Below are 13,599 nucleotides of genomic sequence, written 5' to 3' on the forward strand. Positions count from 1 at the left end.
CCCACCGAGCGCTGCATGAGCCTTGCGCCGGTGTCAGCTCGGCGTTCGGCTGCCGGCACGGAACCTGTGACGACGGGCAACGGGACCTCCAGGCGGACGGGCACGACGGGGTTCCAGGCAGGGCGAAACAGCCCGATTCAGACCAAGTTGAAGGGCGGTCCGAGGGCGTCGTGGAAGGTGGTGGCGAAGAGCATCGCAGCCGCCTCCGGCGTGTCCCAACCCTGTCGCCGGGCAGGTCACCCGATGGTGCCAATCCAGAAACCACAGCGGCGAGTTCATTGCCCAGGGCTGACACCCCTTGCGGCGCCCGGGCACGGCGCGCCAGACCGCCGCAGCCGCACGCACACCGACGGCAGACGACGGAAGCTGGGCGGCGCGTGGAGACTGGGTTCGAGCGTTGAGCCGACGCCATCCGAGGGCGGTCGACGGCACGTAAGGGCGCGCCGCTGACGGCTGGCCACCCCGCGATGTTCGACTCGATGACGGGTGGCTCCACCTGCAGCTCCTCGCTGATCGTTATCACTGCGTTGCCGAGAGTGCCCGACTGTCGCCTGACTGATGATGGAACCTGGGTCTGACAATCCGCCCCCGCCCCAGTTCAGACGGGGCGAAGGCAACGAGGTCGCCCCGTAGGGCCGCCTCTGGCGGCTACTCGTGGACGTGGAAGGCCGCAGGCGGATACCGCACTCCATTGACCTGGAGGAGCAGCTCGTACGGGCCAGGCCGGACGGCCGCGGTTCCGCTGGCCCGCAGCGGGTGCGCCTTCTCCAGGTGTGCGGGGGCGTCTGGGGAGAGGCTGAGGCGGCGCAGGAAGTACGCCTTCTCCCGGCGCCGCCTGTCCGGGGACACGGGCGTGATCACGTACATGATGTGCAGCGGGGCCGGCACGGTGACGGACAGCTTTGCGGTGAACGTCAAGCTGTCGCCGACGCGCGGTCGCTCGGGAATGATGGTGAGTGGCGACACGGCGACCGGAGCCGGGCTGGGGAAGCCGAGGAAATCGAACGCCGCCGCGTTCCCGCTCTTGACCTGATTTCGCAGGGCGTCGCGGGAGATGAAGTCGAACTGCCCAGCACCCTGCCCTTGCTGCTTCCAGCGGGCCAGCGTCGACAGGACGAGCTCGGGGTCGGTGGCGGAGATGTCCCGCAGATGGTTGGCCACCGACGCAGCGACGAAGCGGGTCTCGTCGCGGTGCAGCAGCTCCAGGATCGGCAGACCGGTCGTGGGCGGCAGCGTAATCCGCTCGGACCAGGGGAGCACCGGACGGGTGGACTCGCTGGCCAGACGACGGACGCGGTAGTCCTCGCTGCCGGCCCAGGCGCGGACGGCGGCCAGGGTCTGGTCCGGGTAGGCGTTCAGGAACGTGCGCACGGCGTCCTCGGCGGAGAAGTACCGGGTGAACACCACCAGGGCGTCCAGCGCCTGGTCCAGCTCGGCGTCGTTGCAGTGGTACCGGGCGACGTAGCGCGAGTAGGGCGAGTAGGTGTGCAGGCCGAAGTCGTTGCCGACCCCAGCAGCCTCGGGCGAGGAGGGAAGCGAGGCAAGCAGCGCCTGGAGTGCGGCCGGCCCGGTGTACGGCAAGTGCTCGTGCAGGGCGCGTGCCGTCCGGTCAATCCGCGCCTTGAGCTCGAGGCGCGGAAGGTCCGCCATCACGTCGGTGGTGAACGCGGCCGGGTCGAATCCGGGAACGGCGGCGTGAATCTCATCCGCGATCCGGGCGATCCGCTCCGAGTTCAACGCGCTTTCCTTCAACGGCTTTCGCACTGCTTGCTCGGTCATGAGGCAACCCTAGGAAACAAGGCCGTCGCGGTACCTGGCGCACCAGCGGCGTGTCACCGTGACAGGATGCTGGAATCGACGTGGCCACTATCGAACGACCGTGCGATATAGCAGCCGGGAGTGACGAGTGCTGTCGCAGGGCGAGGCCGTGTGAAGGACGGCGCGGTTGTCCCAGACGACCAGATCTCCCTGCTTCCAGCGGTGGGTGTACAGGTAATTGGGTGCGGTGGTGTGGGCGAGGAGGTTGATCAGCAGCATCCGGCCGTCGGCCTCGGGCAGTCCCACCACACGGGGGATGACCATCGAGCCGAGCAGGAGCGCGCGGACGCCGGTGGCGGGGTGGACGGGGGCGAGTGGGTGGGTCACCTCGGGCAGCTGCACGAGGGTGCCGGCCTGGGTGGAGGAGCGGCCGCCGGCCGCGTCGGCCTGCTGTGCCGCGAGGTGATGGACGGAGTGGACTGCGCTCAGACCGTCGACCCGAGCCTGGAGATCGGCCGGAAGGTCGGCATAGGCGCGGGTGGCATCGGCGAAGCGGGTCTCACCGCCCTCGGCCGCAGTGATGACCGAGTACAGCAGGGTGGCGGCGGTCAGCTCGGGTTTGAAGCTGTTGTCGGCGTGCCACTCCTCTTCCTGGTCGCCGTCGTAGATGCCGACCGGCGTGCCGCCCTGGTGGATGTTGGAGACGACGGTGAGGCCGGGGAAACCGGGGACGGTGTAGCGGCGGTCGGTGGCGGTGTCGACCTCGCCGAACAGGGCGGCTGCGGCGAGCAGGTCGGCGTGGTTGAGGTGCTGGCCGGGCAGGACGAGCACCCGGTGGCGGTGCAGCGCGTCGGTGAGCGCGTGCGCCACGGGGGAGCCGGTCTTGCGGGCGAGGTCGGTCTCGACGCGGGCGCCGAAGCCGCCGGGAAGGGGAGTGACAGCGAGGTCCATCGTGCCTCCGGGGGCTGGGATCCGAGCGTCAGAACTGGGGGGACTGGAGGAACGGAGTGATGTCGCGCTGCCCTGTGGAGGCGGCGCACAGCCGCTCGATGCCGATGCCGAGGCCAGCGGTGTCCGCGGGAACGGTGCCGGCGTCGACGGCGTCCAGGGCGAGCTGCTGCTCGTCGTCGTAGAGGCCGACGGCCTTGGCGCGTTCGGTGAAGGCGTTGCGGTCCGTCTCGTCGGTGTAGCCGTGGACGAGTTCGATGCCGTCGACGATCAGCTCGAACCGCTCCAGCACGGCGGTGGTGCCGTGGGCCAGGCGGGCGCACGGCTCGTCGCCTCCGGTCGGGTAGTCGGTCAGGAACACCGCGCGGCCCGCGGTGCCGGCCTCGAGTTCGAGGGCGACGTAGCGTCCGAGGACGTCACGGAAGGGCTCGGCCGGGTCGGCGCCGATCCGGGCGGCCATGCGCGGGTGCAGGTCGCCGATCGGCTCGGTGCGCAGGTCGATGCTGAACGCGTCGTGGACGTGGTCGGCGATGGAGAGCTGCTCGGGGGCGTAGTGAGGCAGGTGCGGGCCGACCAGGCGCCAGGCGAGGTCGATCAGCTCTTCGAAGCCGAGCTTGGCGGCGTACAGGTCGAGCATCGTGAACTCGGAGGCGTGGAGGGCGTCGGGGGGTTCGGGCCGGAAGCAGGGGCCGATCTCGTACACCCGTGGGAGTTCGGTGCTGACGTTGACGCGCAGCGCCGGGCCGATCATCGCGCGCAGGTACCGGCCCTGGTGGACGCCGGCGGGTGCGCGACGGCCGGGTCCGAGGTCGGCGCGGCGGGCGACGGGAGTGATCAGCTCGGTAAAGCCCTCGTCGTGCAGCAAGGCCCGCAGGCTGTGCAGCACGTGAGCCTTGGTGCGGATGGGACCGGACAGTGAGGACATGCGTTTTCCCCTCAACTCAAATACAGGAAAAGGGAGTTGTTGATTTCGCGCCGCTTGGGCGTTGCGCCCTTCTGGGAGCGCCTCAAGGTAGCCGCACGCCGTCGCGGCGCAGAAGACGGCGCGCACCGGCCCAGTGGTCCGGCGCGCGGCCGTTAGCCGGGTTTCCAGATGCTCGCAGGAGCGTTTCCCCAGGCCAGCGGCAGGATCGACGCAACGGGTACGCAACGTCGCGGCGCACCTGGCGCAACGCCATGAACCGTTGCCGCTGCCCTTGGTGCGGCCCTAGCGTGATGGCACGGCCACTCGGCGCGACGGTTTCACCAGCGCCCTCGATGTAACGCCCGGCCGGTCCCTTCGAGCCGTGCAGATCTTGGCTCGACCATCCGATTCACCACGCGTGGCTGCGGCATGCCCGCAGCCCGAGAGGAGAACCCATGGACCAGACCCTGAAGCTCGGCATGCGCCCGGGTGACGGCACCGTCAAGCTCGGCATGCGCCCCGGCGCCGCCGTGAAGCTCGGCATGCGCCCGGGCGTCAAGCTCGGCACGCGCCCCGGCGCCGCCGCCTGACCCCGATCGTCCTGATCGGCTGACGTGCTGCTGATGGTGGGCGGGCGCCCCGCCCACCGTCGGTGGCTCACGGAAGGCCCAGATCCAGTCCCCAGCGATGTCAGGAGGAGAGCAGATGGGCAGGCCCAGCCGGTGGTCGATACGCCGGAGCGAGAACACACCGAGGCGCACCCGGCACTCGACCGGCGCATCCGGCGCGGCTCGGCAGGCGCTGGGGCCGGAGCTGATCGGCGAGCTGGAGGACCTGTGCGGCGCTCCGAGTGTCGGCCTGCGGGATGTCGCGTATGACGTCGGCGCGATCGTCGTGGCGGCATTCGTCGGATCCCTGGCCGGGCACGTCGTCGGGCCGCTGCTCGCGGTGCTGTACATCGGGGTTCGCCAGCGGCACCTGTCGAACCTGGCGCATGAGTGCGTCCACGCAAAGCTGCTGACCACCGCCGGCGGCAACCGCCTGGTCGGGTACCTGTTGACCGGGATGCTCGGAGAGGGGCTTCGGCCCTACCGGGTCACCCACGGGGTGCACCATGCGCAGCTGGGCACCGGAGCCGACCCGATGTTCCAGTCGTACCGAGCCGGGCGCCTTCACACCGTCCGGGCGCCGACGAGCCGGACCGCCTTCGTGCTGCGGGTGATCGTCAAGGCCGCGCTGTGGCGACTGCCGACATCGGCGCTGCGGACGCTGGTGACCCGCGGCCCGCGGGAGAGCAGGTGGGCGCCCGCTGCCCGCGCGGTGCTGTGGGCCGGCGTCGCCGCCGTCTGCTGGTCCTGCGGTGTCCTGGGCGAGCTACTGCTGTACTGGCTGGTCCCGCTGGTGTTCGTGCGGCCGGTGGTCACCTGGATCACCGACCTCGGCAACCACGCCGGCCTGATCGAGAGCGACGACGTGCTGCTGCAGACCCGCGGCTGGTCCTCGCACTGGCTCACCCGGCACTTGCTGGGCGGCCACCTCGACGACATGTTCCACCCGGTGCACCACTGGTGCCCCAAGATCCCCTGGCGTCGCCTTCCCGAGGCCAAGGCCCTCCTGTCCGAGCGCCTGGAGCGCTGGGACGAGGTGCCGTGGTGCTCCGGCTACTTCGCCCGCCGCGGCTCCACCCCCGAGGTGCCGTGCGTGATCGAGGACATCATCACCCGCCTCACTGCCAAGCCCGCGGCCCAGCAGGCCATGGTCGCGAGGCGCGCGGCCGCCTGACCAATTCCTTCCATGACTGTCCACGACCGGCCCCGCCATAGTGCCGCCCGGACGGCATCCCCTGCCCGCCTGGGCCGTGCCGGCACCCGCCGCCGAGGAGGCGGCCACCCCATGACCAAACCCCAGTCCCAGCTCGACCCGCCCGCCCAGGGCGTGCGCAGTTTCGATGACTTCACCCGACTGCGCGAGGTCGTCGTCGGCCGCGCCGACCACTACACCGAGCATCACGCCGACAGCAGCTGGCGGCTGTTCTACTACGAGAACGTCGCCCCTCACCTGCCCGACGGCCAGCGTCGGCTGTCGGTCCCGCAGCAGATCGTCGAGGAGCTGATCGAGGACGTCACCGGCTTCGCGGACGCCCTGGCCGGCTGCGGGGTGCGCGTACTGCGCCCCTCAGCTCCCGGCAAGGACGTCCAGGTCTCCTCCCCGTGGTGGAGCAGCGGCGCGACGCCGCCGCTGAACGTCCGGGACAACGCGGTCATCCTCGGGACGACGATCGTGGAGACGGCGCCGCACATCCGCGGCAGGGTCTTCGAGAACGACCACCTCAAGGCCCACTTCAACCGCTACTTCGCGCAGGGATCGAACTGGCTGTCCATGCCGCGGCCCGCGCTCGCCGCCCACTCCCTCGACACCGCCTACTTCGACCGGAGCGGCATCGACGTCACCGCGGCGATGGCCGGCGAGGACGCTTTGCCCATCGACGGCCTGGGCCTGGAGATGGTCTTCGACGGCGCGCAGTGCATCCGCCTGGGCCGCGACGTGCTGGTCAACGTCTCCAACCACAACCACGAGCTCGCCTACCAGTGGCTCGCCCGCAACTTCCCCGAACTGCGCCTGCACCGGCTGCCTGGAATCGCCGACAACCACGTCGACTCCATCGTCGTCCCCCTGCGCCCGGGCCTGATGCTGCTGCGCGACCCGAAGTACCTCGAACTCCTGCCGGAGGAGATGCGCAGCTGGGAGGCGATCTACCCGCCGCCGAGCTCGGTGCCCGAGCCCGACTACGACGAGTTCGGGTTCGTGATCCCCACAGCGTCCCGCTACATCGACATCAACGTCCTGTCGATCGACGAGAACACGGTCGTCGTCAACTCCCTCTACCCGGAGCTGATCGAGGTGCTGGAGCGGCGCCGCTTCACGGTCGTCCCGGTCCGCCACCGCCACCGGCGCCTGTTCGGCGGCGGGCATCACTGCTTCACCCTCGACACCGTCCGTGATGGCGGCCCCGAGGACTACCTCAGCTCCTGACCCGGCGGCCCGCCCCGCGCACGCACGCCCCCGGCCGCACCCGCGGCCGCGTACCCGACGCCTACCCGAAGGAGTACCCCGGCCATGAGCAGCACCGGAAAGTGGCCCCCGCCTCACGCGTTCTGGACCGACACCCTGCCAGCCAAGACCGACGGCATGAGGCGCCCGTACCTGTTCAAGGGCGTCGTCCCCGCCTCGGCGGCGAACGCGGCCACCGTCCTGGACGGGTTCGCCGCGATCCGCCGCGCCCACGCCACCGGACTGGAGATCACGGCGAACGCCCGGGTGTACGTGGGCGAGGAGCACCGCCCCGACCTGGTCGACAAGGTGCTCGGCGCCGACGCCTGGCCGGAGGGCGGCTTCATCGCGTGGATGCAGGAGCAGGTCGGAGCCGAGCGGTTCAGCCTGGTCCTCAACACCCTGGAGAGCGTCAGCCCGGCGCTGGCCGCTGGCCTGGGCGAGTTCGTCGGCGCGCTGATCGGCGGCTGGGGCGTCCCGGCCGGCGGGGCCGAGCTGGTCGCCTTCGTCGGCAACTACTCCGGGACCGCGTTCGGCGTCCACGAGGGATACGAGAACGCCTTCCTCACCCACTACGGGCCCGGCACCAAGGACTTCTACTGCTGGTCGGCCGAGGAGTACCGCAAGCTCACCGGCGGCAGCGACCCGCTGTACGGCGACTACACGTGGCTGCTGGAGCACGGCGAGCACTTCGCTCTGGAGCCCGGTGACGCGCTGTTCCTGCCCGAGCGCGTCTTCCACGTCGGCCGGCAGAGCGAGTTCTCCGCCAGTGTGGCCATCCCCCTCTACACCTTCCCCGACGCCGCGATCGCCCGGGGCTGGATCGCGCCGGACATGGTCGAGTCCCTCCTGGTCAGCGCGCCGGACACCGACGCCGGCCGGCCGTCCCCGATGCAGCCGCTGAGCGCCGGCCCCGGCGAGCTCGCCCGCCGACTGGGTGCGGTGACCGCAGCCGCGTTCACCGCAGCCGCCGAGCAAGCGACGGCCGCCGCCGAAGAGCACGCCCACCAGCGCTGGCACACCGTCCTCAGCAACGGCGGCTGGCAGCAGACCGAGAACGACCTCGCCCGTGACGAAGCCGCCGCCGCGTTCGCGGTCACCGACCTCGCGCCCGGCACGAGCATCGCGGTCCGCGCCCCCTACCGGCTGATCGTCACCGGCCGGCAGGCGTTCCTCCGCGGCTGCGAGGCGCCGGCCGACCCCGCCGTCCTCACCCCCGGCCTGGTCGAGCGCCTCAACAACGGCCCCACCCCTCTGCCCGACGACCCGCAGGTGGTCTCGGCGATCCGCACGCTCGGCGCCACCGGCGGCCTGACCCTCACCACCACGTCCGAGGAGACCGAGTGACCACCACCGCTCCCGCGCCCACGCTCGAGGACCTGCGCGGCACCAGCCTCGTCGAGATGTACCTGCAGGCGAACCCGGAGACCCGCGGCTACATCCACGCCACCATCCAGGGCAAGCGCACCAGCGGCGACGACCTCGTCGACAAGCACCTCAAGCCCATGATCGACACGATCTACCGGCAGATCCGCGCCCTGGTCGACCCCGCCACACTCACGGCGGCCCAGGCCCGCATGTACATCGCCGAGCTCGCGGTCTTCGCCCGGCACAACGCGCAGTTCCTGCGCCTGGCCGCCGCCCAGGTCTACGGCGCCTGCCCGGCGCTGGGGCATGAGTTCGACCGCAACTTCCTGGAGGAGGGCGGCGAGCCCGGAAAGGTCCCCGCCCACTACATCCTCTACACCCGCGCGTTGCTCACCGACTTCGGCCTGTTCGTCAACGGCCACGTTCCCGCCGACGAGACCGCCAAGCTGGTCCTTCAGCACCAGGTCCTGGTGAACTCCCACATGACCGGCCTCATCGCCGGCGGCTACTACGCCACCGAGGGCGTCGCCGTTGCCGAGACCGAGATCCTGCGGGACATCACCGACCGGTACGGCGAGCTGACCAGCGGGGCCAGCGGCGCAGCGCTGAAGAACCTGGACTACTACTACCGGCTGCACCTCGACGAAGGCCACGAGGCCGCACAGGTCGGCGGAATGAGCGTGGAGGAGGCCCACATCGAGGGCCTGGCCCGGTTCATCCGTCAGAGTGACCTCTTCCACCTCGACCTGCCGCAGGCACTGGAGGGCTTCCTGCAGATCCTCGGTGCGATGGCACACTGGTGGACCCAACTGGCCTATCGAGCGAGGAAACTGAACTAGTGTCCGAGACGGTCGCCACCATTGCCACCGCCGCTGCCGCCACCGGCTCCGGCCTCGAAGTCCGCAGCGGCAGCTGCCTGTGCGGGAAGATCCGCTTCACCGTCACCGGCCCGGTGGACGACCCGCACGTGTGCAACTGCGCGCACTGCGCCAAGCGAGCCGGCGCGCCGTTCCAGTGGTGGGTCGGGTTCCCGATGGACGGGCTGAAGTGGACCGGCGAGGGCGGCGAGCCGCGCTGGTACGACACCTACCCCGGCAAGACCGCCCGCGGCTTCTGCGGCGAGTGCGGCAGCCACATCGCCGCCCGCGACTACGGCGACGACACGATCATCGGCATCCTCGCCACCGCTCTCGACCACTACGACACCGACCCGGCCGTGGCCCCCACCAACATCAACCGGGTCGCCGAGGCCGCCGACTGGCTCGCCCAGTGCGACACCCGGCCCGCCACGGCCAGCTGACCCCCGGACCCTGCGGGGGCGGGCGCATCTGACAGCGCTCGCCCCCGGAGACCCGCCGCCACCGGGCTGTGCCGGGATCACCTCCACCCCGCACACCACCGCGCCCCTACCGACCTCAGGAGGACCCGTGCGCGCCGGAGTCCATGTCGCCACCGAGTATGGAACTCTGAAGCGCGTGGCCATGCGCCACGCCGGCGGCTTCACCCGCCCGCTGGACGGCCCCGACGTCCATCCGGTCCTCGCCCGCCAGCAGGCCACCAGCACCTGGGCCCACTACGACCCCGCCACCGTCCGCGCCCAGCAGGACCAACTGATCGGCCTGCTGCGCGACCGCGGCACCGACGTGGTCCTGCTCCCCGCAGCGCCGGGCTGCTCCACACAGCACTACCCCCGCGACATCGCCTTCGCCGTCGACCACGTCCTCTTCCAGGCGCGCCTGAACTCCATACACCGCCTGCCCGAGGCCGACGCCCTCAACGACCCCGCCCTCGGAGCGCGGCCCGTCGCCCTCACCCACGGCACGATCGAGGGCGGCGACGTGCTGCTCCCCGACACCGCCCGGATCCTCGTAGGCCTGAGCGAGGAGACCAGCCCCGACGGGGCGGCTGCCCTCCAGGAGGCTCTCACCCGGCACGGCATCAACCGCGAAGTCGTCCCTGTGCCCTTCGCGGTCGACGGGATCGTCCACCTCGACGACCACCTCGCCGTGGTCGCGCCTGGCACCGCCCTCATCCACCGCGAAGTGTTCACCGCCGACCAGAACCGCTGGTTCGACGCCCACTTCGACTACCTCATCCCCGTAACCGACGCCGAGGCCCGCGCCGTCCAGGTCAATGTCCTGGCCATTGCCCCCACGACGGTCGTCATCGCCGCAGGCAGCGACCGCATTGCCAACGCCCTGGCCGCCCTCGGACTCGAGGTCCTGACCGTCGACTACTCCGAGGTCACCCGCATCCCCGGCTCCCTGCGCTGCACCACCCTGCCCCTGCTGCGCACCTGAAGCCGCTGCGCCCAACACCCGATCCCGGCAGCCACCCGGCCGCCGGGCCGGCCCTCCGCACCCGCACGGCGACCTCCCGCCGATCCCATTCGCCCTGTCGCCGAAGCGGCGGCGGCTGACACCCCCGAGCACAGGCACCGCGCCGGGCGACACACCCGCGAAAGGCGGATCATGCACGAGACCCGAGAGATCAAGGCACACGGAATCACCGTGCGGGTGAACGTGGACCCGGAGCCCGAGCAGGAGGACCGCCCTGCCCTGTGGCCGACGGTCGGCGAATACCCCATCTACGACCAGTTCCTCTACTCGACCATGACCACCGACCATGAGCGCAACAAGCGCTTCCTCGGCGCGCTGGCCAAGCTGGCGCCGGGCCGGCGCGTCCTGGACATCGGCACCGGAGAAGACCTCCTTTGGGCCCGCGAGAGCGTGCAGGCCGGAGCCCGGCACGCCCTGGCCGTCGAGGTCATCGAGGACGCGTTCCACAAGGCCGCCGGCAACCTGGCGGCCCTCGACCAGCGCGACCTGATCACGCTCCTGCTCGGCGAGTCGACCACCCTCCAGTTCGCGCCCAAGGCCGACGTCTGCGTGGCTGAGATCATCGGTTCTCTGGCCGGCGCCGAGGGCGCGGCAGCCGTCCTGACCGACGCCCGCAACCGCCACCTGGAGCCCGGGGGCCTGGTGGTCCCGCACCGCGCAGCGACCCTGGCCGCGGCCGTCCGTCTCTCCGACCTGCTCCCCGGCCAGTCCGTCGCCTTCGCCGAGGCGTCCCTCCCGTACCTGCAGAGCATCTTCGACTGGCACGGCCGCCCCTTCGACATCCGGCTGCGGATCGAGAACCCGCACACCGACGCCCTGCTCTGCGACGGTGCGCCCGTCGAAGTGCTCGAGTTCAACGGCGAACTGCGCACGGAGCAGCGCACGACCATCCGCCTGGCCATCACCCGGGCCGGCCACGTCGACGGCGTGCTCACCTGGCTCAACCTCTGGTGCACGCCCGACGAAGAACCCCTCGACGCGCTGCGCATGAGGACCAACTGGGCCAGCATCTACTTCCCGCTCTTCCACGAGCCCGTCCCGGTCGTGCCCGGAGACGTCCTGGAACTCACCGTCGAGGCGACCCTCAGCAACGATGGCATCCACCCGGACTACCACCTCGGCGCCACGCTGCGCACCACCGGTGGGGAGGAGCACCACGGCTCGCTGGCGTCCCCGCACCACGGCGGCCCCTTCACGGCCCACCCGGTCTACCAGGCCCTGTTCCCCACGGCCTGACCGGACGTCCGGCACCGGGCGGCCCGAGCAGTCGCCGTGCAGCGGCACTGCTGTGGGCCATCGACACAGGTGCCACCGCCGTCGAGCACCTGGCCGCCCCGTACTCGATCCTCGCCGCCCCAGCTCGGCGCCCCGCACCGCCGGGGCACCGAGCCCCTCGCGCATACGCACCCACGCCGACCTTCGCCCGGAGATCGGAGACCGCCGTTGTCCAGTCCGCTCTCGCTCGTCCTCGTCGCCGTCCCGACCGTGGTACTGGCCTGCCAAGCCGGCGGCTGGGCCGCCCGCCGCCTCGGCCAGCCACCCGTCATCGGCGAGATGGCCGTCGGCATCCTCCTCGGCCCCTCCCTGCTCGGCTGGCTCGCCCCCAGCGTCCAGCGCGCCCTGCTGCCGCCTGCCGTCCTGCCCTACACCTCGGCGCTCGGCAACGTCGCCCTGCTCGCCTTCCTCTTCCTCGTCGGACTCGAACTCGACTTCCACTCCCTACGGACCACGCGCCGCGCCGTGGCTTTTGTCGCCGCTGGCAGCGTTCTGCTGCCCCTCGGCCTCGGGGCCGGCCTCGCCGTGGTGATGTACCCGGCTCTCGCGCCGCCCGGCGTGCAGCGGCTGCCGTTCGTTCTGTTCGTCGCCACCGCGCTGTCCATCACCGCGTTCCCCGTTCTCGCCCGGATCCTCACCGACCGGGGCCTGGCCACCACGCGCCTTGGTGCCTTCGCGCTCGCGTGCGCCGCCACCGACGACGCGCTCGCCTGGTGCCTGCTCATCGCCGTCACCGCCCTGGCCACCGTCGGCTCCCCGCTGGACGCGCTCACAGCCCTCGCTCTGACCGCCGCCTTTACCGCCGCGCTGGCCGTGGCCCGCCCGGTCCTGAAGCGGATGCTGGAGCGCGCCGCCCGCAGCTCGGAGGACCTGGTGACGGTGCTGCTGGTCGCGGGGCTGCTTCTGGCCGCGTGCGCCACCGACCGGATCGGTGTCCACCCCGCCTTCGGGGCGTTCCTGTTCGGCGCGACGGTGCCGCGCGGCCTGCCGGCCGTCGAGCGCAGCGCCGCCCGCCTCCAGGCGGTCTTCGTTCCGGTGCTGCTCCCGCTGTTCTTCGTCGACACCGGCCTGCACACTGACCTCTCCCACCTCCCGGCCGGCCAGTGGGGCTGGGCCGCGCTGGTCCTGGCCATAGCCGTGGCGGGCAAGTGGGTCGGCGCCGCTGGCGCGGCCCGCCTCGCCGGCTGCGACTGGCGGTGGTCGGCGCTGATGGGCACCCTGATGAACTGCCGCGGGATCACCGAGATCGTCGTCCTCGGCATCGGCCTCCAGCTCGGTGTTATCTCCACGAACCTGTTCACGATCATGGTCGTCATGGCGGTCGTGACCACCGCCGTTACCGCGCCCCTGCTCGACCGCATCACCCGAGGCGCTCCCGACCTCACCGCCCCGGCCCCCTCAGCCGAGCCGGTCACCGCGCAGACCGGCACCTCGGGAGGCACCCGATGACCACCGCCCCCGACACTCGGCCTGCCGCGGAGGATGCCGAGGCGGCGATCCGCGCGCGGCGCAGCACCATCCGCCTCACCGGGCCCGCTCCCGGCCCGGACGAACTCCTCGACCTGCTGGCGGCCGCAGCCTCCGCGCCCGATCACGGGCAGCTGCGCCCCTGGCGTGTGATCGCGATCTGCGGCGACGCCCGCGCCCGGCTCGGTGAAGCTGCCGCCGAGGCGGCGCCCACCGTCGACCTGGCCGAGAGGGTCGCGGCCAAGCACCTGCGCGCGCCGCTGATGCTCGGCCTCGTTTTCCAGCCCTGCGACCACCCGACCATCCCACGCTGGGAGCAGCTGGCCGCGACGTCCGCGATGGCCACCACACTGCTGCTGCTCCTCGACGCGCGTGGCTGGGGCGGGGTCTGGTTCGGCGGCCCGCCGGACGCGCCGCAGGTCCGCAAGCACCTCGGCATCAGCGACGACGAGCAGCTGCTCGGCTACCTGTACGTCGGCACCCCCGCCC

Annotated in this window: 13 protein-coding genes; 10 read left to right on the top strand and 3 right to left on the bottom strand. The window is 71.5% G+C overall.

Features of this window, described 5'->3' with window-relative positions; genetic code table 11:
* Positions 1-648: 648 nt before the first annotated feature.
* From AOK09_RS11540 to AOK09_RS11550, 3 genes are all read right to left on the bottom strand, one after another.
* Complete coding sequence (locus AOK09_RS11540; protein ID WP_055587062.1) at positions 649-1,779, bottom strand: DNA alkylation repair protein; 1,131 nt, start codon at positions 1,777-1,779, stop codon at positions 649-651.
* An 87-nt stretch (positions 1,780-1,866) separates the two neighbouring features.
* A complete protein-coding gene (locus tag AOK09_RS11545) occupies positions 1,867-2,709 on the bottom strand; it encodes a TauD/TfdA dioxygenase family protein (protein WP_055587063.1) in 843 nt (280 codons plus the stop codon).
* A 28-nt stretch (positions 2,710-2,737) separates the two neighbouring features.
* Entirely contained in the window at positions 2,738-3,631 is an 894-nt protein-coding gene (locus AOK09_RS11550) for an amino acid--tRNA ligase-related protein (RefSeq protein ID WP_055587064.1), read from the bottom strand.
* 434 nt (positions 3,632-4,065) lie between these two features.
* On the opposite strand from AOK09_RS11550, the gene AOK09_RS43135 reads away from it, so the two are divergent.
* The 10 genes from AOK09_RS43135 to AOK09_RS11595 all read left to right on the top strand — a co-directional run.
* Positions 4,066-4,200: a hypothetical protein gene (locus AOK09_RS43135; RefSeq protein ID WP_265736717.1), complete on the top strand. Its 135-nt coding sequence runs from the start codon at positions 4,066-4,068 to the stop codon at positions 4,198-4,200.
* Between the two features lie 115 nt (positions 4,201-4,315).
* Positions 4,316-5,392: a fatty acid desaturase family protein gene (locus tag AOK09_RS11555; RefSeq protein ID WP_055587065.1), complete on the top strand. Its 1,077-nt coding sequence runs from the start codon at positions 4,316-4,318 to the stop codon at positions 5,390-5,392.
* A gap of 111 nt (positions 5,393-5,503) precedes the next feature.
* Positions 5,504-6,643 (top strand): hypothetical protein, encoded by a 1,140-nt coding sequence (locus AOK09_RS11560; protein ID WP_055587066.1) that lies wholly within the window; start codon positions 5,504-5,506, stop codon positions 6,641-6,643.
* 84 nt (positions 6,644-6,727) lie between these two features.
* Complete coding sequence (locus tag AOK09_RS11565; protein WP_055587067.1) at positions 6,728-8,008, top strand: hypothetical protein; 1,281 nt, start codon at positions 6,728-6,730, stop codon at positions 8,006-8,008.
* Positions 8,005-8,868, top strand: a complete 864-nt coding sequence (locus tag AOK09_RS11570; RefSeq protein ID WP_245687243.1) for a DUF3865 domain-containing protein — start codon at positions 8,005-8,007, stop codon at positions 8,866-8,868. Before AOK09_RS11565 ends, AOK09_RS11570 begins: the two co-directional genes overlap by 4 nt.
* Complete coding sequence (locus AOK09_RS11575; protein WP_245687244.1) at positions 8,868-9,329, top strand: GFA family protein; 462 nt, start codon at positions 8,868-8,870, stop codon at positions 9,327-9,329. Before AOK09_RS11570 ends, AOK09_RS11575 begins: the two co-directional genes overlap by 1 nt.
* Positions 9,330-9,456: 127 nt before the next feature.
* A complete protein-coding gene (locus tag AOK09_RS11580; protein WP_245687245.1) occupies positions 9,457-10,329 on the top strand; it encodes a dimethylarginine dimethylaminohydrolase family protein in 873 nt (290 codons plus the stop codon).
* 171 nt (positions 10,330-10,500) lie between these two features.
* Complete coding sequence (locus tag AOK09_RS11585; protein WP_055587068.1) at positions 10,501-11,604, top strand: SAM-dependent methyltransferase; 1,104 nt, start codon at positions 10,501-10,503, stop codon at positions 11,602-11,604.
* A 207-nt stretch (positions 11,605-11,811) separates the two neighbouring features.
* Entirely contained in the window at positions 11,812-13,092 is a 1,281-nt protein-coding gene (locus AOK09_RS11590; RefSeq protein WP_055587069.1) for a cation:proton antiporter, read from the top strand.
* The coding region (locus AOK09_RS11595; protein WP_055587070.1) for a nitroreductase family protein at positions 13,089-13,599 on the top strand (511 nt) is incomplete at its 3' end. The genes AOK09_RS11590 and AOK09_RS11595, both read left to right, overlap by 4 nt.

The sequence above is a fragment of the Peterkaempfera griseoplana genome (assembly GCF_001418575.1).
Lineage (GTDB): Bacteria > Actinomycetota > Actinomycetes > Streptomycetales > Streptomycetaceae > Peterkaempfera > Peterkaempfera griseoplana.

Excerpts from the sequence above, each read along its gene's own strand:
- AOK09_RS11540 (WP_055587062.1), bottom strand. The coding sequence starts at position 1,779 with ATGACCGAGCAAGCAGTGCGAAAGCCGTTGAAGGAAAGCGCGTTGAAC.
- AOK09_RS11545 (WP_055587063.1), bottom strand. The coding sequence starts at position 2,709 with ATGGACCTCGCTGTCACTCCCCTTCCCGGCGGCTTCGGCGCCCGCGTC.
- AOK09_RS11550 (WP_055587064.1), bottom strand. The coding sequence starts at position 3,631 with ATGTCCTCACTGTCCGGTCCCATCCGCACCAAGGCTCACGTGCTGCAC.
- AOK09_RS43135 (WP_265736717.1), top strand. The coding sequence starts at position 4,066 with ATGGACCAGACCCTGAAGCTCGGCATGCGCCCGGGTGACGGCACCGTC.
- AOK09_RS11555 (WP_055587065.1), top strand. The coding sequence starts at position 4,316 with ATGGGCAGGCCCAGCCGGTGGTCGATACGCCGGAGCGAGAACACACCG.
- AOK09_RS11560 (WP_055587066.1), top strand. The coding sequence starts at position 5,504 with ATGACCAAACCCCAGTCCCAGCTCGACCCGCCCGCCCAGGGCGTGCGC.
- AOK09_RS11565 (WP_055587067.1), top strand. The coding sequence starts at position 6,728 with ATGAGCAGCACCGGAAAGTGGCCCCCGCCTCACGCGTTCTGGACCGAC.
- AOK09_RS11585 (WP_055587068.1), top strand. The coding sequence starts at position 10,501 with ATGCACGAGACCCGAGAGATCAAGGCACACGGAATCACCGTGCGGGTG.